The organism is Streptomyces sp. RLB3-17 (assembly GCF_007113425.2).
Taxonomy (GTDB): domain Bacteria; phylum Actinomycetota; class Actinomycetes; order Streptomycetales; family Streptomycetaceae; genus Streptomyces; species Streptomyces mirabilis_D.
In genome coordinates, this window is the sequence record NZ_CP041610.2 from 3,318,000 (window position 1) to 3,337,031 (window position 19,032).

Annotated in this window: 16 protein-coding genes; 9 read left to right on the forward strand and 7 right to left on the reverse strand. The window is 70.7% G+C overall.

Annotated elements, in window-relative coordinates; all coding sequences use genetic code 11:
• Nucleotides 1-104 precede the first annotated feature (104 nt).
• Genes whiA through uvrC form a run of 4 tightly spaced genes read right to left on the reverse strand, consistent with a single transcriptional unit; the run spans nt 105 to nt 5,324 of the window.
• Nucleotides 105-1,094 carry a DNA-binding protein WhiA gene (gene whiA / locus FNV62_RS15455; protein ID WP_010987695.1) on the reverse strand — a complete coding sequence of 330 codons (990 nt, stop codon included), beginning with the start codon at nt 1,092-1,094 and terminating at the stop codon, nt 105-107.
• The gene (locus tag FNV62_RS15460; protein WP_054235926.1) at nt 1,085-2,155 is read right to left on the reverse strand and encodes a gluconeogenesis factor YvcK family protein; all 1,071 of its coding nucleotides are present in this window, start codon (nt 2,153-2,155) and stop codon (nt 1,085-1,087) included. Before FNV62_RS15460 ends, whiA begins: the two co-directional genes overlap by 10 nt.
• Nucleotides 2,152-3,165 (reverse strand): RNase adapter RapZ, encoded by a 1,014-nt coding sequence (gene rapZ, locus FNV62_RS15465; protein ID WP_143607780.1) that lies wholly within the window; start codon nt 3,163-3,165, stop codon nt 2,152-2,154. The genes FNV62_RS15460 and rapZ overlap by 4 nt, the downstream gene beginning before the upstream one ends.
• Nucleotides 3,162-5,324 carry an excinuclease ABC subunit UvrC gene (gene uvrC, locus FNV62_RS15470; RefSeq protein WP_144315312.1) on the reverse strand — a complete coding sequence of 721 codons (2,163 nt, stop codon included), beginning with the start codon at nt 5,322-5,324 and terminating at the stop codon, nt 3,162-3,164. The genes rapZ and uvrC overlap by 4 nt, the downstream gene beginning before the upstream one ends.
• 292 nt (nt 5,325-5,616) lie before the next feature.
• On the opposite strand from uvrC, the gene FNV62_RS15475 reads away from it, so the two are divergent.
• Nucleotides 5,617-6,564 carry a hypothetical protein gene (locus tag FNV62_RS15475; protein WP_054235929.1) on the forward strand — a complete coding sequence of 316 codons (948 nt, stop codon included), beginning with the start codon at nt 5,617-5,619 and terminating at the stop codon, nt 6,562-6,564.
• Between the two features lie 39 nt (nt 6,565-6,603).
• Here the strand turns inward: FNV62_RS15475 and FNV62_RS15480 are convergent, their stop codons facing one another.
• Nucleotides 6,604-7,008, reverse strand: a complete 405-nt coding sequence (locus FNV62_RS15480; RefSeq protein ID WP_060895641.1) for a Rieske (2Fe-2S) protein — start codon at nt 7,006-7,008, stop codon at nt 6,604-6,606.
• A gap of 211 nt (nt 7,009-7,219) precedes the next feature.
• Here FNV62_RS15480 and FNV62_RS15485 point away from each other — a divergent pair, with 211 nt between their 5' ends.
• Together FNV62_RS15485 and FNV62_RS15490 are read left to right on the forward strand one after the other, a co-directional pair.
• Nucleotides 7,220-8,305, forward strand: coding sequence for a LacI family DNA-binding transcriptional regulator (locus FNV62_RS15485; protein WP_097284207.1), 1,086 nt, complete (start codon nt 7,220-7,222; stop codon nt 8,303-8,305).
• Nucleotides 8,302-9,213 (forward strand): carbohydrate kinase family protein, encoded by a 912-nt coding sequence (locus FNV62_RS15490; protein ID WP_097284208.1) that lies wholly within the window; start codon nt 8,302-8,304, stop codon nt 9,211-9,213. Before FNV62_RS15485 ends, FNV62_RS15490 begins: the two co-directional genes overlap by 4 nt.
• A gap of 151 nt (nt 9,214-9,364) precedes the next feature.
• On the opposite strand, the gene uvrA is transcribed toward FNV62_RS15490, so the two are convergent.
• Complete coding sequence (gene uvrA, locus FNV62_RS15495; protein WP_143601312.1) at nt 9,365-12,406, reverse strand: excinuclease ABC subunit UvrA; 3,042 nt, start codon at nt 12,404-12,406, stop codon at nt 9,365-9,367.
• A 223-nt stretch (nt 12,407-12,629) separates the two neighbouring features.
• On the opposite strand from uvrA, the gene FNV62_RS15500 reads away from it, so the two are divergent.
• The 5 genes from FNV62_RS15500 (at nt 12,630) to FNV62_RS15520 (ending at nt 16,959) form a co-directional block, all read left to right on the forward strand.
• On the forward strand, nt 12,630-13,319 hold the full coding sequence (locus FNV62_RS15500; protein ID WP_054235933.1) for a maleylpyruvate isomerase family mycothiol-dependent enzyme: 690 nt from the start codon (nt 12,630-12,632) through the stop codon (nt 13,317-13,319).
• A gap of 9 nt (nt 13,320-13,328) precedes the next feature.
• Nucleotides 13,329-13,985: an MBL fold metallo-hydrolase gene (locus FNV62_RS15505; RefSeq protein WP_075026258.1), complete on the forward strand. Its 657-nt coding sequence runs from the start codon at nt 13,329-13,331 to the stop codon at nt 13,983-13,985.
• A 408-nt stretch (nt 13,986-14,393) separates the two neighbouring features.
• Nucleotides 14,394-15,278 (forward strand): ABC transporter substrate-binding protein, encoded by an 885-nt coding sequence (locus FNV62_RS15510; protein WP_144315313.1) that lies wholly within the window; start codon nt 14,394-14,396, stop codon nt 15,276-15,278.
• Nucleotides 15,275-16,210 (forward strand): amino acid ABC transporter permease, encoded by a 936-nt coding sequence (locus FNV62_RS15515; protein ID WP_097284210.1) that lies wholly within the window; start codon nt 15,275-15,277, stop codon nt 16,208-16,210. The genes FNV62_RS15510 and FNV62_RS15515 overlap by 4 nt, the downstream gene beginning before the upstream one ends.
• Nucleotides 16,207-16,959, forward strand: coding sequence for an amino acid ABC transporter ATP-binding protein (locus FNV62_RS15520; protein ID WP_097284211.1), 753 nt, complete (start codon nt 16,207-16,209; stop codon nt 16,957-16,959). The genes FNV62_RS15515 and FNV62_RS15520 overlap by 4 nt, the downstream gene beginning before the upstream one ends.
• A gap of 1 nt (nt 16,960) precedes the next feature.
• Here FNV62_RS15520 and aroQ read toward each other — a convergent pair whose 3' ends face one another.
• Nucleotides 16,961-17,434 (reverse strand): type II 3-dehydroquinate dehydratase, encoded by a 474-nt coding sequence (gene aroQ, locus FNV62_RS15525; RefSeq protein WP_143613001.1) that lies wholly within the window; start codon nt 17,432-17,434, stop codon nt 16,961-16,963.
• A gap of 281 nt (nt 17,435-17,715) precedes the next feature.
• Between aroQ and FNV62_RS15530 the strand changes: the two genes are divergently transcribed.
• Nucleotides 17,716-19,017, forward strand: coding sequence for an MFS transporter (locus tag FNV62_RS15530; protein ID WP_225900262.1), 1,302 nt, complete (start codon nt 17,716-17,718; stop codon nt 19,015-19,017).
• Nucleotides 19,018-19,032: the final 15 nt, after the last annotated feature.

Consider the following 19,032-nt stretch of genomic DNA (forward strand, 5'->3'; position numbering starts at 1 on the left):
ATGGTCAAGTCAAGGGTGCCTCACAGGAACGCGAACGCCGGTGCAGACGCCCCAAGTGGACATCGGCACCGGCGTGTTGGGCTTCCGGCGATCGATCGGACGGGTCAGCCCGCGAGGTTGTCCGCCATCTCCTCGGTGAGGTTCGACTCCGTCCCGGGGATGCCGAGATCCTGGGCCCGCTTGTCGGCCATCGCCAGCAGCCGACGGATACGGCCGGCCACGGCGTCCTTGGTCAGCGGCGGATCGGCGAGCGCGCCCAGCTCCTCCAGGGAGGCCTGCTTGTGCTCCATGCGCAGCCGTCCGGCGGCCGCGAGGTGCTCGGGCACCTCGTCCGCGAGGATCTCCAGGGCGCGCTGCACGCGGGCTCCGGCGGCGACGGCGGCACGGGCCGAGCGGCGCAGGTTGGCGTCGTCGAAGTTGGCGAGCCGGTTGGCCGTGGCGCGGACCTCGCGGCGCATCCGCCGCTCCTCCCAGGCCAGCACCGACTCGTGCGCTCCGAGACGGGTGAGCAGCGCGCCGATCGCGTCTCCGTCGCGGACGACCACGCGGTCCACGCCGCGCACCTCGCGGGCCTTCGCGGCGATCGAGAGCCGACGGGCGGCGCCGACGAGCGCGAGCGCGGCCTCCGGACCCGGGCAGGTCACCTCCAGGGAGGAGGAACGGCCCGGCTCGGTGAGCGAGCCGTGCGCCAGGAACGCCCCGCGCCAGGCCGCCTCCGCGTCGCAGGTGGCCCCCGAGACCACCTGCGGCGGGAGGCCCCGGATCGGGCGCCCACGGCCGTCCACGAGCCCCGTCTGGCGGGCCAGCTGGTCGCCGCCCGCCACGACGCGTACGACATACCGGGAGCCGCGGCGCAGACCGCCGGGCGCCATCACGATCAGTTCGGAGCTGTGGCCGAAGATCTCCAGAATGTCCCGCTTCAGCCGGCGCGCCGCCATCGCGGTGTCCAGCTCCGCCTCGATCACAATCCGGCCGCTCACCAGGTGGAGGCCGCCGGCGAACCGCAGAATGGCGGAGACCTCCGCCTTTCTGCAGCAGGTCCGGGTGACGGGGAGCCGGGAAATTTCATCCTTCACCGCTGCCGTCATCGCCATGGGCCGATCCTTCCATGCATCCGAAAAATACGGTCGTACGCGGCGGCCAACAGCTCCGGGTCGTGCCGCGGAGATCCGTCGGTCCGGGCCACCGGCGCCAGCTCGACCGCGGCGCCGAACCGCTGGGCGGCGTCGGTGAGCAGTTCGCGATCGGGCACGGCGGCCTCGTCGGCCAGCACCACGTCCAGGGCGAGTTTAGGGGCGTGTCGTCCCAAAACCTCCAAATGACGCTGCGGGGAGAAGCCCTCGGTTTCTCCGGGCTGCGGGGCGAGGTTCAGGGAGAGTACCCGGCGCGCCTTCGTCTCGGTGAGCGCATCGAGGAGCTCGGGCACGAGAAGGTGCGGAATCACCGAGGAGAACCAGGAGCCGGGACCGAGGACCACCCAGTCGGCGTCGAGGACCGCCGCCACGGCCTCGGGGACGGCGGGCGGGTCGGCGGGGACGACGTGCACGGACTGCACCTCGCCTGGGGTGAGGGCCACGGTCGCCTGTCCCCGTACCGTGTCCACGTCCTCGGGCCGATCCGGGTCGTGCCCCTTGACGAGGGCCTGCAGCTCCAGGGGTACGGCGGACATGGGCAGCACCCGGCCGTGCGCCCCGAGGAGCCTGCCGACCAGGTCCAGGGCCTGGACATGGTCGCCGAGCTGTTCCCACAGGGCGACGATCAGCAGATTGCCGACCGCGTGCTCGTGCAGATCGCCCTGGGACTGGAAACGGTGCTGGATGACGCGGGCCCAGGTCTGACCCCAGTCGTCGTCGCCGCACAGCGCGGCCAGGGCCTTGCGCAGGTCGCCGGGCGGCAGCACGCCCAGCTCGTCGCGCAGGCGCCCGCTGGAACCGCCGTCGTCGGCCACGGTGACGACGGCGGTGAGGTCGCCGGTGATCCGGCGCAGCGCGGCGAGCGAGGCGGACAGCCCCATGCCGCCGCCGAGGGCGACGACCTTGGGCTGGGCACCCCGACGGCGCGGCTTCCCGCCGCGCGCCTCGGCGGGCCTGTCGCCGCGTCCCTCGGAGGCGACCCGGCGCAGCCTGCTCAGCCGCAGTGCGGCACGTCCGGTCACTCGCGCCCCATGTCCCGGTGGACGACCACGGTCTCCACGCCCTGCGAGGCGAGGCGGGCGGCGAGCTTCTCGGAGGTGGCGACCGAGCGGTGCTTGCCGCCTGTGCAGCCGACCGCGATGGTCACATAGCGCTTGCCCTCGCGGCGGTAGCCGGCGGCGATGAGCTGGAGCAGCTCGGTGTAGCGGTCGAGGAACTCCTTGGCGCCGGGCTGGTTGAAGACGTACGCCGACACCTCCTCGTTCAGGCCGGTGAAGGGGCGCAGCTCCGGAACCCAGTGCGGGTTGGGCAGGAAGCGCATGTCCACGACCAGGTCGGCGTCGACCGGAAGGCCGTACTTGAAGCCGAAGGACATGACGGTGGCCCGCAGCTCGGGCTCCTCCTCGCCGGCGAACTGGGCGTCCATCTTGGCGCGCAGCTCGTGCACGTTCAGGCTGGAGGTGTCGATGACCAGGTCGGCGTCGCCGCGCAGCTCGCGCAGCAGCTCGCGCTCGGCGTCGATGCCGTCGACGATGCGGCCGTCGCCCTGGAGGGGGTGCGGACGGCGCACGGACTCGAAGCGGCGCACCAGGGCCTCGTCGGAGGACTCCAGGAAGACGATCCGCCGGGTGACGTTCTTCGCCTCCAGGTCGGCGAGGGACTCACGGAGGTTGTCGAAGAAGCGGCGGCCTCGTACGTCGACGACGACCGCGATCCTCGCCACGTTGCCCTGGGAGCGGGCGCCGAGCTCCACCATGGTGGGGATCAGCGCGGGCGGCAGGTTGTCGACGACGAACCAGCCGAGGTCCTCCAGACACTTGGCGGCCGTCGACCGGCCCGCCCCGGACATCCCGGAGATGATCACCAGCTCGGGGATGGCGGCTTCGGGCACCGCGGGCGTCTCCATCGTCGTACCCCCCTGGGTCTCGTCGACGGCCTGTGGTGCGGCCGTCTGCCCGGTCTGCGATCCGGCCGGTTGTTCGGCCGGTTGTTCGGTCTGTGCTGGGATCTCTTGTCGTTCGTTGTCGCTCATGTCTCCTGCCCCCGTCGCTCGTGTGAGGCGCCCGTGGACACGGGCTCCTCCGGGGAGCCCGTGTCCACGGGCGCCCCGACTTCCTCGTCTTCCATGATCTCTCCAGTCGCCGTGTTCACGGCGGGTGCGGCCGGAGCCGCCTGGGCGAGGGCCACGGCGACCGCCTCGGCCGTCTTGCGGCCTATCCCGGGGACCTCGCAGATCTGGTCGATGGTCGCGGATCGCAGCTTTTTCACCGAGCCGAAGTGCTTGATCAGCGCCTGCTTGCGGGTCTCGCCGAGGCCCGGCACCTCGTCCAGGGGGCTCGCCTTGAAACGCTTGGCCCGCTTGGTGCGCTGGTAGGTGATGGCGAAGCGGTGCGCCTCGTCACGGACCCGCTGGAGCAGGTACAGGCCCTCGCTGGTGCGCGGCAGGACCACCGGGTCGTCCTCGTGCGGCAGCCAGACCTCCTCCAGGCGCTTGGCGAGACCGCAGACGGCGATGTCGTCGATGCCCAGTTCGTCGAGGGCCCTCTTGGCCGCCGCGACCTGCGGCTGGCCACCGTCGACCACGACGAGCTGCGGAGGGTAGGCGAAGCGCTTGGGGCGGCCGTCCTCCTCGGTGAAGGCGTTCCCCGCGAAGGCGTTCCCCGTGGTGTCACCCTCCAGAGCGGCGTTCCCCAGGAGAGCGCTTTCGGCGGAGGTCCCGTCGACGGAGGCACCGTCGCGGGAGATCCCGTCGCTGGAGGCGTTCTCGCCGTCCGTCCACTCACCCGTGCGCTCCTTCTCGGCGAGATAGCGCCTGAAGCGGCGGGTGATCACCTCGTGCATGGAGCGGACGTCGTCCTGGCCCTCGAAGCCCTTGATCTGGAAGCGCCGGTACTCGCTCTTGCGCTGCAGCCCGTCCTCGAAGACGACCATGGAGGCGACCACGTCGTCCCCCTGGAGGTGCGAGATGTCGTAGCACTCGATCCGGAGCGGGGCACTGTCCAGGTCGAGGGCTCCGGCGATCTCCTCCAGGGCGCGCGAGCGGGTGGTCAGGTCGGAGGCGCGCTTGGTCTTGTGCAGGCCGAGCGCCTGGAGCGCGTTGCGCTGCACGGTCTCCATGAGCGCTTTCTTGTCGCCGCGCTGCGGGATGCGGAGGGAGACGTTCGACCCGCGGCGCTCGGTCAGCCACTCCTGGACGGGCTCCACGGGGTCGGGCAGTGCCGGGACGAGCACCTCCTTGGGGACGGAGTCGCCCGTCTCCTCCCCGTAGAGCTGCTGCAGCGCGTGTTCGACCAGGTCACCGGTGGTGACGGCCTCCACCTTGTCGGTGACCCAGCCGCGCTGGCCGCGCACCCGGCCGCCGCGCACGTGGAAGATCTGCACGGCGGCTTCCAGCTCGTCCTCGGCGACGGCCATCAGGTCGGCGTCGGTCGCGTCGGCGAGCACGACCGCGTTCTTCTCCATGGCCTTCTTCAGGGCCTCGATGTCGTCGCGCAGACGGGCCGCCCGCTCGTACTCCATCTCCTCGGCCGCGTCCGTCATCTGCTGCTCGAGGCGGCGGATGTACGTCCCCGTACGGCCGGCCATGAAGTCGCAGAACTCCTCGGCCAGCTCACGGTGTTCCTCGTCGGAGACCCGCCCGACGCAGGGGGCGGAGCACTTGCCGATGTAGCCGAGCAGGCAGGGGCGGTCGGTGCGGGCGGCGTTCTTGAAGACGCCCGCCGAGCAGGTGCGGACCGGGAAGACGCGCAGCAGCAGGTCGACGGTGTCGCGGATCGCCCACGCGTGCCCGTACGGACCGAAATAGCGCACGCCCTTGCGCTTGTGGCCGCGCATCACCTGCACACGCGGGAACTCCTCGTTCATCGTCACCGCGAGGTAGGGGTAACTCTTGTCGTCGCGGTACTTGACGTTGAACCGGGGGTCGTACTCCTTGATCCAGGAGTACTCCAGCTGGAGCGCCTCGACCTCCGTGGACACCACCGTCCACTCCACGGACGCGGCCGTGGTGACCATCGTGCGGGTGCGGGGGTGCAGGCTCGCCAGGTCCTGGAAGTAGCTGGCCAGACGCTGGCGCAGGCTTTTCGCCTTTCCGACGTAGATCACCCTGCGGTGCTCGTCGCGGAATTTGTACACCCCGGGAGAGTCCGGGATCTGTCCCGGCTTGGGGCGGTAGCTGGAGGGGTCGGCCATGTCACACACCCTACTGGCGAGGGCTGACACCGCGACGGCCTCCCGGCCCGCCTGTGGACTCAGCCGCCGGGACCGTGATCGCGGATCGGCCAGAGGGCGGTACAGCAGGTTGAGTAGGTTGCGTATCAGGTGTTGTCGGGGCTTGGTCAACACGCTTCAATGCGTGGGAACTCGGGGTCGTGGACGGCGACAGGCGCGTGTGAACAAGCCCCGCGCGCCGGCCGGGCGCCCCCGACGACCTGCATCCAACGGTCTGACCAGCCGTTGTGAACATTCACAGAAAGGCCCCTGCATGCGGTACGGCACACAGCACGCGGACGTCGCCATTGCCGAACTGGAGACGGCCCTGGCGGGAGGCCCCTTCCATGTCGCACTGCGCGCCGCGATCGCCGCACGGGGCCTGCCCCTGCAGCGCGTACAGCACCATCTGTCTCGGTACGGGGTCAAAGTCGGGGTCACGAGCCTGAGTTACTGGCAGCAGGGCGCCCGGCGCCCGCAGCGCCCCGAGTCGCTGCGCGCCGTACGCGCCCTGGAGGAGATCCTCCAGCTCCCCGACGAGTCGCTGATCCGGCTGCTGGCCAAGGCAGACCAGCGCTGCGACCCCCAGCGCCCCACCGGCCGCTCGTACCGCTCCCTGGTGGAGGCCTCCGGCGTCCTGGAGCGGCTCCTGGCCGAGCTGGAGTCACCGCTCGACGGCGGCATGCACACCCTCGGCCACCACGAACTCGTCCGGATAGGCACGCACCGGGAGCTGCTCGCGCGCGAGTCCCACCACATCGTGCGGGCCCACAAGGACGGTGTGGACCGCTATGTGGCCGTCCACCACGGCGACCCCGGCTGCGCCCCGGAGCGCACGGCGGTCCGAGCCCTGGAGAACTGCCGCACGGGACGGGTGCGCTGGCACCACGACACCGGAGTGATGGTCGCCGAGCTGCTCTTCGACACGCGGCTGCGCGCGGGAGATACGTTCCTCTTCCGCTACGGCTTCGAGGACGGCACGGCCGGTGCGTCCAGCGAGTACGTACGCGGGTTCGGCTTCGCGGGCGGGCAGTACGCCCTCCAGGTGCGGTTCGCCGAGGATGCGCTGCCCGTGCGCTGCCACCGGTTCACCCAGCACTCGGCGGCGGCGCCACGCAGCGGCCGCCAGGAGCTCCCCCTCAGCGGGCGCCATCGCTCGGTGCATCTCGTCGAGCCGCGGGTGCGGTCGGGCATCGTGGGCATCGGCTGGGACTGGGAGTGAACCCGGCCGGCCGGGGACGCGGCGTCACCGCACCCCCGGTCAGGGACCCGCGACGATCCTGCCACCCTTGGCCTGCACGGACAGCTCCTTCAGCGGCACGGTGGCAGGGGCCTGCAGCACCTTGCCCGTCGCCGCGTCGAACTCGCTGCCGTGGCACGGGCAGATCAGCGTCGTGCCCTGAAGCTTGTTGATGGCGCACCCGGCGTGCGTGCAGATCGTGCTGAACGCCTTCAGGGAGCCGTTCTCGGCGCGGCTGACCACGACGTTCTCTTCCCGGTACAGCTTGGCGCCGCCCTTGGCGACCTCGCTCTCCGCACCCAGCTCGACCGGCGCGGTCGGCGCCGCCGGCGTCCCGCCCCCGCTGCCCCCGGAGCAGGCACTGAGGGCAACCCCGGCGACCGGGGCGAGCGCCGCTCCTCGCAGGACGGTACGGCGGGCAGGCATGGCGTCTCCACAGGTCGGGGCCGGGCGTGTGTCGACGATACCGGTAGGGATGATTCCGCCCCGAGGGGGTCCTCATAGGGGCGGGTGACGGGACGTAAACGTTTGCGCAAGCGTTTACGTCCACCGCCGGATGCGATAGGTTCCCGCCGGAACAGGCCGAGAGTCCGGGAAGGGCCCCAGTGGGTCGCCCGGGGAGAGGCGAGGCAGGGCGATGGCAACGATGGTCGACGTGGCGGCGCACGCGGGAGTGTCCGTGGCGACCGTCTCCCATGTGCTCAACGACACACGCCCCGTGCTGCCCCACACCCGCCAGGCCGTCCTGGACGCCATCGACGCGCTCGGCTACACGCCCAACACCCTGGCCCGTTCGCTGGTCACCGCACGCACCCGGTCCATCGGCCTCGCGGTGTCGGCGATCAGCAACCCGTACTTCACGGAGATCCTCCAGGGCGTCGAGGCGGGCGCCCTGGAGCACGGGTACGGGCTGCTCCTCGCCGATCCGCACGACGATCCCCAGCACGAGCGGAAGGTCGTCCAGCTGCTGCACGAGCGACGCGTCGACGGTCTGATCGTCGCGCCCTCCGCCGATCCGGACGCGCTCCTGCGCTACCTCGGGCAGCACAACGTGCCGACCGTCTTCCTGGACCGCCTGGTGGAGGCCCCGGCCGACCACCCCTTCCGCTTCGACCAGGTCTGCGCCGAGAACGCCGAGCCGATGGCACGGCTGGTCGGGCATCTCGCCGAACGGGGTCACCGACGCATCGGGCTCGTCGCGGGCCTGCCCGGGCTCAGCACCACGAACGAGCGGATCTCCGGCTACCGACACGGCCTCGCGGGCGCCGGGCTCCCCTACGACGAACGGCTCGTGGCGCACGGCGACTCCGAGGCGACGGCCGCCGAACGTGCCACCGACGCGCTGCTGTCCCTGGCGGCGCCCCCGACCGCGCTGGTCACCGGAAACAACGCGATGACCATGGGGGCCCTGCGCGCCCTGCGCGAACGCGGTCTGTCCGTGCCGGACGACCTGGCGTTGTGCTGCTTCGACGACTTCGCCTGGGCGGATCTGTTCGCGCCCCGGCTGACCGCGATCTCCCAGCCCAGCAAGGAGATCGGCGCGCAAGCCGTCCGGCTGCTCCTGGAACGGCTCGCCTCGCCGGACCACCCGGCCCGCACCGTGCGGCTCCCCTGCGCCTTCGTCCACCGCACCTCGTGCGGCTGCGCCGAGCCCCCCGGGACATCGGGGGCCTCCCCCACCGACCTGAGTCAGAACAGTCCCGCGAAAGGATCCCTGTCGTGATCGTCGTCGCCGGTGAGGCCCTGATCGACCTGGTACCGCAGGGCGCGGGCGCGCTCGTCGGCCTGCGGCCCGCACGCGGCGGCGGCCCCTACAACACGGCGGTGGCGCTGGGCCGCCTCGGCTCCCCCACCGCCTTCTGCTCCCGGGTCTCGTACGACGCCTTCGGCGATGCGCTCCTCGGCGGGCTGCGCGAGGCGGGCGTCGACGTGTCCTCGGTGCAGCGCGGGACGGAGCCGACGACCCTCGCGGTCGCCTCCATCGACGCGGACGGCTCGGCGGCGTACTCCTTCTACGTCGAGGGCACGGCCGACCGCCTGTTCGCCGCGCCGGAGCGCCTCCCTGACGCCACCCGGGCGGTGTCCTTCGGGACCTGCTCGCTGGTCCTGGAGCCGGGCGCGAGCGCCTACGAGGAGCTGATGCGGGCCGCTGCCGCGCGCGGCGTGTTCACCACGCTCGACCCGAACATCCGGGCCGTGCTCATCCCCGATGCGGACGCCTATCGGGCCCGCTTCAAGAGCTGGCTGCCGTCGGTGTCGCTCCTCAAGCTCTCCGAGGAGGACGCGCTGTGGCTGGGCGGCACCCCGCGCGAGTGGCTGGCGTCCGGTCCCGCGGCCGTCGTGATCACCCAGGGCGGCGACGGCCTGACGGTGTTCACCCAGGACGGCTCCGTCCACTCCGTGCCAGGTGAACCGGTCGAGGTCGTGGACACCATCGGCGCCGGAGACACGGTGAACGCGGCCCTGCTGCACGGCCTGGCCGCACGGGACGCGCTGTCCCCGGCGGCGCTGGCCGAGCTGGGCCCCGACGGCTGGAGCGAGCTGCTGCGGTTCGCGGCCCGCGCGGCGGCGATCACCTGCTCACGAGCGGGCGCGGAACCGCCGTTCGCCGCGGAACTCGACGCCCCCTGAGACAGCTGGACCCACTGAGCCGGACAGCTGGACCCACTGAGACCGATGTGCTCCAAGGGCGGCTGACCGAGCAACGGGAGGTGCCCCATGGGGAGTTCCCATGGGGCACCGTGTTCTTCCTGATGTGTCGGGCCTGGCCCGTCCGGCCGGATCAGGCCTTGCGTGCCCGCGTGGCCTTCTTCGCGGGGGTCGCCTTCTTCGTGGCCGTCGTGCTGGTGGCCGCGGCGGCCTTCTTCGTGGCCGTGTTGTTCACGGCCTTCGTGGTCGTCTTCCTCGCCGTCGACTTGGCCGCGACCGCCTTCTTGCCGGCCGCCTTGCGGGGAGCCGGTACGGAGGCGGCGTCGCTGATCCGGTCCGCGCCCAGGACCTCGCGCAGGAACTTGCCGGTGTGGCTGGCCGGAACCCCGGCGACCTGCTCGGGCGTGCCCTCGGCCACCACGAGACCACCGCCGTTGCCGCCCTCCGGGCCCATGTCGACGACCCAGTCGGCGGTCTTGATGACGTCGAGGTTGTGCTCGATGACGATGACCGTGTTGCCCTTGTCGACCAGACCGGAGAGCACCGTGATCAGCTTGCTGATGTCCTCGAAGTGCAGACCGGTGGTCGGCTCGTCCAGCACGTACACCGTGCGGCCCGTGGAACGCTTCTGCAGCTCGCTGGCGAGCTTGACGCGCTGGGCCTCGCCGCCGGACAGCGTCGGCGCGGACTGGCCGAGCCGGACGTAGCCGAGACCGACGTCGTTGAGCGTGCGCAGGTGCCGGGCGATCGCGGGGACGGCCTCGAAGAAGCCGAGGGCTTCCTCGATCGGCATGTCGAGAACCTCGGAGATGGACTTGCCCTTGTAGTGGACCTCCAGGGTCTCCCGGTTGTAGCGCGCCCCGTGGCAGACCTCGCAGGGGACGTACACGTCCGGCAGGAAGTTCATCTCGATCTTGATCGTGCCGTCGCCCGAGCAGTTCTCGCAGCGGCCGCCCTTGACGTTGAAGGAGAAGCGGCCGGGCATGTAGCCCCGCACCTTCGCCTCGGTCGTCTCGGCGAACAGCTTGCGGACGTGGTCGAAGACTCCGGTGTACGTGGCCGGGTTCGACCGCGGGGTGCGGCCGATGGGCGACTGGTCGACGTGCACGACCTTGTCGACGAGGTCGTCGCCGTCCACACGCGTGTGCCGCCCGGGAACGTTCCGGGCGCCGTTGAGCTCGCGCGCCAGGTGTGTGTACAGGATGTCGTTGACCAGCGTCGACTTGCCGGAACCCGAGACACCCGTGACCGCCGTGAGCACGCCCAGCGGGAAGGACACGTCGATGTCCTGGAGGTTGTTCTCACGGGCGCCGTGCACGGTGAGCCTGCGGCCCGGGTCGGCGGGGCGGCGGATGTCCGGAAGCGGGATCTCCCTCTTGCCCGACAGGTACTGGCCGGTCATCGACTCGGCGTTGGCGAGCAGTTCCTTCAAGGGGCCGCTGTGCACGACCTTGCCGCCGTGCTCACCCGCGCCGGGGCCGATGTCGACGACCCAGTCGGCGACCTTGATGGTGTCCTCGTCGTGCTCGACGACGATGAGCGTGTTGCCCATGTCACGCAGCCGGACCAGGGTCTCGATCAGCCGGTGGTTGTCGCGCTGGTGCAGGCCGATGGACGGCTCGTCGAGGACGTACAGGACGCCGACGAGGCCGGAGCCGATCTGAGTGGCCAGGCGGATGCGCTGGGCCTCGCCGCCGGAGAGCGTGCCGGCCGCGCGGTTGAGCGACAGGTAGTCGAGGCCGACGTCGACCAGGAAGCGCAGCCGTTCGTTGACCTCCTTCAGGACGCGCTCGGCGATCTTCTTGTCGCGCGCGTCGAGCTTCAGCTTGCCCAGGAAGTCCGCGCAGTCGCTGATCGACATCGCGGAGACCTCCGCGATCGACTTCTCCATGACGGTGACGGCGAGGATGAGCGGCTTGAGGCGGGTGCCCTCACAGGTGGGGCAGGGCACCTCGCGCATATAGCCCTCGAAGCGCTCGCGGCTGGCGTCGCTCTCGGACTCGCTGTGCCGCCGCTTGATGAAGGGGACGGCCCCTTCGAAGGGGGTGGTGTAGACACGCTCGCGCCCGTACCGGTTGCGGTAGCGCACCTCGATCTGCGTCTTGTGGCCGTAGAGCAGGGCCTTCTTGGCGCGCTGCGGGAGACCGGCGAAGGGGATGTCGGTCCGGAATCCCAACGCGTCGGCGAGGGCTCCGACGAGGCGCCCGAAGTAGTCCTTGGTGTGCCCGTGCGACCAGGGGTGAATGGCGCCCTCGTCGAGGGACTTGTCCTCGTCCGGGACGATCAGCTCGGGGTCGACCTCCATGCGCGTACCGATACCGGTGCACTCGGGGCAGGCGCCGAAGGGCGAGTTGAAGGAGAAGGAGCGGGGCTCCAGCTCCTCGAACGACAGGTCGTCGTACGGGCAGTACAGGTGCTCCGAGTACATGCGCTCGCGCTCGGGGTCGTCCTCGGGGAGGTCGACGAAGTCGAGCACGACCATGCCGCCGGAGAGCCCGAGGGCGGTCTCCACGGAGTCGGTGAGGCGGCGCTTGGCGGAGTCCTTCACCGTGAGGCGGTCGACGACCACCTCGATGGTGTGCTTCTCCTGCTTCTTCAGCGTGGGCGGCTCGGTGAGCTGGATCGTCTGACCGTCGACCCTGGCACGGCTGTACCCCTTGGTCTGGAGATCGGCGAAGAGGTCGACGAACTCGCCCTTGCGCTCGCGCACCAGCGGCGAAAGGACCTGGAAGCGGCTTCCCTCGGGCAGCTCCAGAACCCTGTCGACGATGGCCTGCGGCGACTGGCGCGTGATGGGGCGGCGGCACTCGGGACAGTGCGGCTTGCCGATGCGCGCGAAGAGCAGACGCAGGTAGTCGTAGACCTCGGTGATGGTGCCGACCGTCGAGCGCGGGTTGCGCGAGGTCGACTTCTGGTCGATGGAGACCGCCGGGGAGAGGCCTTCGATGAAGTCGACGTCCGGCTTGTCCATCTGACCGAGGAACTGCCGGGCGTACGAGGACAGTGACTCCACGTAACGCCGCTGTCCCTCGGCGAAGATCGTGTCGAAGGCCAGCGAGGACTTGCCCGACCCCGACAGGCCCGTGAAGACGATGAGCGAGTCGCGCGGGAGGTCGAGCGAGACATTCTTCAGATTGTGCTCGCGCGCTCCACGGACGATGAGACGGTCGGCCACGCCGGTCCGCACCTTTCTTGAGAGAAGTGACAGGGGCCGAGGCCCCCGTCTTTCCCAGACTAGGGGGAGCCACTGACAGCGCCGGTTGCTTTCCCTGGTTCACAACAATCCCGGGCCATCCAGCATGCCCGACGCCACACCCGAGGGTATAGCACGTGCATTCGATTTGCGGGCGTGGCCGACCACCTTCACCCGAACGTGTGCCAGGGCTAGGGTCGGCCGCATGATGGATCATGTGCGCGACCTGGCGTCTGTACGTGACGCGACCGAACGGCTGCTCAACGCAGCCGCCGAACTGGACAACGCTTCCGCGGCCGAGCCGTCACGGCTGCCCGGCTGGAGCCGCGGCCATGTGCTCGCCCACCTCTCCCGTAACGCGGACGCGCTCGTGAACGTCCTCGACGGGCTCCCCATGTACGTCTCCGGGGAAGCCCGGGACGCCGACATCGAGCGTGACGCTCCGCGCCCCCTGGACGGACAGCTCGCGGACCTGCGGGAGAGCGCGGCCCGGTTCCAGGACGCGGGGGCGGCCCCCGCGGACTGGTCGCGCACGGTGGAGCTGCGCAACGGGGTCACGGACTCCGCGGCCCGGGTGCCGTTCCGGCGCTGGGGCGAGGTCGAGCTGCATCACGTGGACCTGGGGATCGGGTACGAGCTCGAAGATCTCCCGGAGGAGTTCGTGGAACGGGAGATCGCGTTCCTCGCCGATCGGTTCACGGGGCACCCCGAGGTGCCCTCCACCCGGATCACCGACGCCACGCGCGCGTGGAGCACGGGACGCGACGCCGAGGGCGGACCCGAGGTCACCGTGACCGGTCCCGCACCGGCGCTGCTCGGCTGGCTCTGCGGACGGCGCGACGGTTCGGGGCTGAGCGTCGATGGCGGGCCACTCCCCGCGCTCCCCCCGCTATAGGCTGCCGTCATGACGTACAGCGGAGCGGTGAAGGTCGGCGGACCTGCCGATGTGCACGAGCTGCAGAACCTGATGATCTCCAAGGTCGCGGTCGGCCCGATGGACAACAACGCCTATCTGCTGCGCTGCCGGGCCACCGACGAGCAGCTGCTGATCGACGCGGCCAACGACGCCGGCACCCTGCTCACGCTGATCGGTGACGACGGCATCGCGTCCGTCGTCACCACACATCAGCACGGCGACCACTGGCAGGCGCTCGCGGAGGTCGTGGTGGCCACCGGCGCCCGCACGTACGCGGGCCGGGACGACGCCGAGGGCATCCCCGTGCCGACCGACGTCCTCGTGGGCGACGGCGACACGATCCGGGTGGGGCGCGTGGAGCTCACCGCGCGCCACCTCGTGGGGCACACACCGGGCTCGATCGCCCTCGTCTACGACGACCCGCACGGGCACCCGCACGTGTTCACCGGGGACTGTCTCTTCCCCGGCGGTGTGGGCAACACCCGCAAGGACCCGAAGGCGTTCGCCAGCCTCATCCACGACGTCGAGACGAAGATCTTCGACGCACTGCCGGACGAGACCTGGGTCTACCCGGGGCACGGCAACGACACGACGCTGGGCGCCGAGCGACCGCACCTTCCGGAGTGGCACGCGCGCGGCTGGTGACTCCGGGGCGCGTATGACGAACGAACCCGACCGGTCCGGGTCGTACGACGAACGAATCCTGGCCGGTCCGGGTCGTACGACGAACCCCGGCCGGGGGGGCGTGAAGTCCGCGAACACGCGCCCCGTGTGAATGGAGCGCACGCGCCGGTGCCCTGCGCGCGCTCCCGGCGGATGCGGTGGTGCAGTCCACTGGAAGCAGCCCCGCTCAGGTCGACGGCTCCTGATGCGAAACGGGCCGCCGGCCCATTGATCCCCGCCCTCGGCCGGCGGCCCCGGCACAGCCGTCGGCAGGCCGATCCGCGGCTCTTCTCATCGAGCGTTCACAGGACCGCAACACACGTTCCCACTATGCGGACTTTTGCCGCTGTGACCTCGACAAACGACATGTCTCGCTGTCACTCTCCCGCCATGCATCTCGCCCAACGCACCCTGCGCCGCGCCGCGTCCGCCGCCACCGTCGCCCTGCTCGCCGTCGCCGTGGGCTGTGCCCCGCAGCCGGAGGACAAAGCCTCCGCCAAGGCCTCCGGGACAACCGGGGAAGCCTGCGCGAAGGGCGCGTTGGGCACCCGGACGTCCGGCAAGCTGACCATCGCCACCGACGAACCCGCGTACGAGCCGTGGTTCAAGGACGACAAGCCCGCGAACGGCAAGGGCTTCGAGTCCGCGGTCACATACGCCGTGGCCAAGCAACTCGACTACGACAAGAGTGACGTCGTCTGGCAGACCGTCCCCTTCAACAAGGCCTTCGCTCCCGGCGTGAAGACCTTCGACTTCGACATCAACCAGGTGTCGATCAGTGCCGAACGCAAGAAGGCGGTGGACTTCTCGTCCGGCTACTACGACGTCCGTCAGGCGGTCATCGCCCTCAAGGGCTCCAAGGCCGCGAAGGCGAAGAGCATCGCGGACCTCAAGGGCGTCAAGCTGGGCGCCCAGGTCGGCACCACCAGCCTGAACTACATCGACGACGTGGTGAAGCCGACCCAGCAGCCGGCCGCGTACGCGAAGAACGACCAGGCCAAGTCCGCGCTGAAGAACGGCCAGGTCGACGCCATCGTGGTCGACCTGCCGACCGCGTTCTACATCACGGCGGCCGAGGTGACCGACGCCAAGATCGTCGGACAGTTCGAGAACACCGGCGGCACGCCCGAGCAGTTCGGACTCGTCCTCGACAAGGGCAGCGCCCTGACCCCGTGCGTGACGAAGGCCGTGGACGCCCTGCGCCAGGACGGCACGCTCGCCTCGATCGAGAAGCAGTGGCTGTCCGAGGCCGTCGACGCTCCGGTGCTCAAGTGACCGTCACCAAGGAGGAGTCGCAGGGGGAGCCGGAAGAAGAGCCGGGAGAGCCGGGAGCGGACTCCGGCGAGGGCGACATGCCCGAGGCGTACGTCCCGTCGCAGCGGCGGCTCGAACGGGAGCGCCACAAGCGCGCCCGCGCCCGCCGCGCGACGGCCGTCGCCGCGCTCTCCACCCTGGTCACCGGCGTCGTGCTGTACCTCGTCGTCGTCAACGCGCCCGGCTGGTCGCGCACCAAGGAGACGTTCTTCAACGGGCAGTACGCGCGCGAGGCGTTCCCCAAGGTCCTGGAAGGGCTGTGGCTGAACGTACGGCTGCTCCTGATATGTGGCGCCGCGGTCCTCGTCCTGGGCATGCTGATCGCCATCGCCCGCACCCTGCGCGGCCCGGTGTTCTTCCCCGTACGGGCGCTGGCCGCCGCGTACACGGACTTCTTCCGCGGCCTCCCGCTCATCATCAACCTGATGATCGTGGTCCTGGGCGTCCCCGCGCTGCGGCTGCAGGGCGTCACCGTGGACCCGGTCCTCCTGGGCGGCACGGCGCTGACGCTGACGTACTCGGCGTACGTCGCCGAGGTGTTCCGCGCCGGCATCGAGTCCATCCACCCCTCGCAGCGCGCCGCGGCCCGCTCGCTCGGGCTCACCAACCGGCAGGCCCTGCGCTACGTCGTCCTCCCCCAGGCGGTACGCCGCCAGGTGCCGCCGCTCCTCAACGACCTGGTGTCCCTCCAGAAGGACACCGGGCTCGTGTCGATCGGCGGCGCGGTCGACGCGGTGCGGGCCGCCGACATCATCGTCGGCCGCAGCCTCAACTACACGCCGTACATCGTCGCGGGACTGGTCTTCGTCGCGCTGACCATTCCGATGACCCGCTTCACGGACTGGATCACGGCCCGGATGGACCGTCAGCGGGCCCAGGGAGGGACCATATGACCGGCACACCGGTGCTGCGGATGGAATCCGTCCGCAAGACCTTCGGCGACTCCGTCGTCCTGCGCGACGTCGACCTGGAGGTCGCCCCGCACACGGTGACCGCGCTGATCGGCGCCTCCGGCTCCGGCAAGTCGACCCTGCTGCGCTGCGCGAACCTCCTCGAGGAGATCGACGACGGCGCGATCTGGCTGGACGACGAGGAGATCACCGACCCGAGGGCCGACCACGACGCCGTACGCCGTCGGATCGGCGTGGTCTTCCAGGCGTACAACCTCTTCCCGCACATGACCGTGCTGGAGAACATCACGCTCGCCCCGCGCCGCGTGCACGGCGTGGGCCGCGCGGAGGCCGAGGCACACGCGCGTGAGCTGCTCGACCGGCTCGGCCTCGGCGCGAAGGCGGGCGAGTATCCCGACCGGCTGAGCGGCGGGCAGCAGCAACGGGCCGCGATCGTCCGCGCGTTGGCCGTACGTCCCCGACTGCTGCTCCTCGACGAGATCACCGCCGCCCTCGACCCGGAGCTCGTGGGTGAGGTCCTGTCCGTCGTCCGGGACCTGAAGGACGAGGGCATGACCATGGTGCTGGCCACGCACGAGATGGGCTTCGCCCGCGAGGTCGCCGACCAGGTGTGCTTCCTGGACGGCGGTGTGGTCCTCGAACGCGGCACGGCCGAGGAGCTCTTCGGGAGCCCGCAGCGGGAGCGCACCCAGCGGTTCCTGCGCCGGATCGTGGAGGCCGGGCGGCTCTGAGTCAGGCTTGCGCCTGCCCCGTCCCCGCCAGCGCCGCCACCCGCTCCACCGCGAACGCGTACCCCTGCACCCCGCACCCCGCGATGACCCCGTCGGCCCGCTGCGAGATGTACGAGTGGTGCCGGAACGCCTCACGCTGGTGGATGTTGGAGATGTGGACCTCCACCACCGGGAGGCCGTCACAGGCGTTGAGCGCGTCCAGGATCGCGACGGAGGTGTGCGAGTACGCGGCCGGGTTGATCACGATGCCGGCGTGGTTCAGGCGCGCCTCGTGGATCCAGTCCACCAGCTCGCCCTCGTGGTTGGACTGACGGAAGTCCACCGTGCCGCCGTGCGCGGCGGCCGCCTTGGCGCACAAAGCCGCCACGTCCGCGAGCGTGTCCGAGCCGTAGATCTCCGGCTGACGCTGCCCGAGAAGGTTCAGGTTGGGCCCGTTGAGAATCATGATCGGGGCGTTGGCGAGGGTGCGGGGCACGGTTCCTCCGGTCCTTCCAGATCTGCCGGCCCGTTGCGGACCGCTGCTCGGACCCGGTCTATCACGCCACGGCGCGGCGGTGACGGGCCGTCCGATCCGTGATGAGACCCGCCTTTCCGTGATGACACCCGCCGTTCCGTGATCACCCGCCGTTCCGTGACGAGACCCGCTCCGAGCAGTACGAGGCCGGTCCGCTCCGGCGCATCGCGATCAGCCTCCGCCGCGCACCACGCTTCCGCGCGCCCCCGTAACCGTCCGTCACCGTGGGTAGTTGACGCGGCATGCACGACGTACACACCGTAAGGGCGCCCTCCATGCTCCGGCTCGCGGCCGCCTCGCTCGCCGGAACGGCCATCGAGTTCTACGACTTCTTCGTCTACGGGACCGCGGCCGCACTGGTCCTGGGACCGTTGTTCTTCCCGACCTTCTCACCGCTGGCGGGAACGCTGGCGGCCTTCGCGACGTTCGGCGTCGGGTTCGTCGCCCGCCCGCTCGGCTCGATGCTGTTCGGGCACATCGGGGACCGGCGCGGACGGCGGCCGGTACTCGTCGCCTCGCTGTTGCTGACCGGCGCCGCGACCGTCGCGGTCGGGTGCGTGCCGACGTACGACTCGATCGGTACGGCCGCTCCCCTGCTCCTTCTTGTGCTGCGTTTCCTTCAGGGGCTCGGGCTCGGCGGGGAGTGGGGCGGTGCGGTGCTGCTGACCGCGGAGCACGCGCCCGCCGAGCGGCGCGCGCTGTGGTCGAGCTTTCCGCAGATCGGCCCCTCCGTGGGGTTCGTGCTGGCCAATGGCGTGATGCTGATGCTGTCGACAACGCTGTCCGACGCGCAGTTCGCGGCATGGGGGTGGCGGGTGCCGTTCTGGGCGGCCGGCCTGCTCGCCGCCGCGGGGCTGTGGCTGCGCAGTTCGCTCGCGGAGAGCCCCAGCTTCCTCGAAATGGAGGACCACGCGCGTGTGCCGCTCGCCGAGGTGGTGCGCGACCACTGGCGGCTCGTCCTGCTGACGGCCGGTGGACTCGCCGTCGGCTACGCCGTGTTCTACGCGGTGACGACCTGGTCGCTCGCGTACGGCGTCGAGCGGCTCGGGGTGAGCCGTACCGTCATGCTGTCCTGCATCATGGCGGCCGTGGTGGTGCAGGGCTCCCTCACGCCCGTGGTGGCCCTTCTCGGCGACCGCTACGGACGGCGGCCGCTGTGTCTGGCGGGGTGTACGGCCTCGGCGCTGTGGATGTTTCCGATGATCGCGCTGCTGTCGACCGGCGAGCCCCTGTTGATGTTCCTGGGCTTCCTGGTGGCGCTGCTCGCGTTCATCACGATGTTCGCCGTGATCGCCGCGTATCTGCCGGAGTTGTACGAGCCTCGGGTGCGCTGCACGGGGGCGGCGGTGGGCTACAACCTGGGCGGGGTCCTGGGCGGCGCGCTCACGCCCATCGTGGCGACGGCGGTGGCCGAGGGAGAGCGGGTGCCCTGGGGTGTGGCGGCGTATCTGACGGGGATCGCCCTGTTCAGCCTCGGGTGTTTCGCACTGCTGCCGGAGACCCGGCCGGTGCCCCGGATGGCCGTCGCACCAGCCACGGAGTGAGCGGCGGCTCCACCG

Coding starts and splice junctions, on each gene's coding strand:
- FNV62_RS15475 (WP_054235929.1), top strand. CDS start 5,617: ATGCGGTACGGCACACAGCACGCGGACGTCGCCATTGCCGAACTGGAG.
- FNV62_RS15480 (WP_060895641.1), bottom strand. CDS start 7,008: ATGCCTGCCCGCCGTACCGTCCTGCGAGGAGCGGCGCTCGCCCCGGTC.
- FNV62_RS15520 (WP_097284211.1), top strand. CDS start 16,207: ATGACCGGCACACCGGTGCTGCGGATGGAATCCGTCCGCAAGACCTTC.
- FNV62_RS15500 (WP_054235933.1), top strand. CDS start 12,630: ATGATGGATCATGTGCGCGACCTGGCGTCTGTACGTGACGCGACCGAA.
- uvrC (WP_144315312.1), bottom strand. CDS start 5,324: ATGGCCGACCCCTCCAGCTACCGCCCCAAGCCGGGACAGATCCCGGAC.
- whiA (WP_010987695.1), bottom strand. CDS start 1,094: ATGGCGATGACGGCAGCGGTGAAGGATGAAATTTCCCGGCTCCCCGTC.
- FNV62_RS15530 (WP_225900262.1), top strand. CDS start 17,716: ATGCACGACGTACACACCGTAAGGGCGCCCTCCATGCTCCGGCTCGCG.
- FNV62_RS15505 (WP_075026258.1), top strand. CDS start 13,329: ATGACGTACAGCGGAGCGGTGAAGGTCGGCGGACCTGCCGATGTGCAC.
- FNV62_RS15485 (WP_097284207.1), top strand. CDS start 7,220: ATGGCAACGATGGTCGACGTGGCGGCGCACGCGGGAGTGTCCGTGGCG.
- rapZ (WP_143607780.1), bottom strand. CDS start 3,165: ATGAGCGACAACGAACGACAAGAGATCCCAGCACAGACCGAACAACCG.
- FNV62_RS15510 (WP_144315313.1), top strand. CDS start 14,394: ATGCATCTCGCCCAACGCACCCTGCGCCGCGCCGCGTCCGCCGCCACC.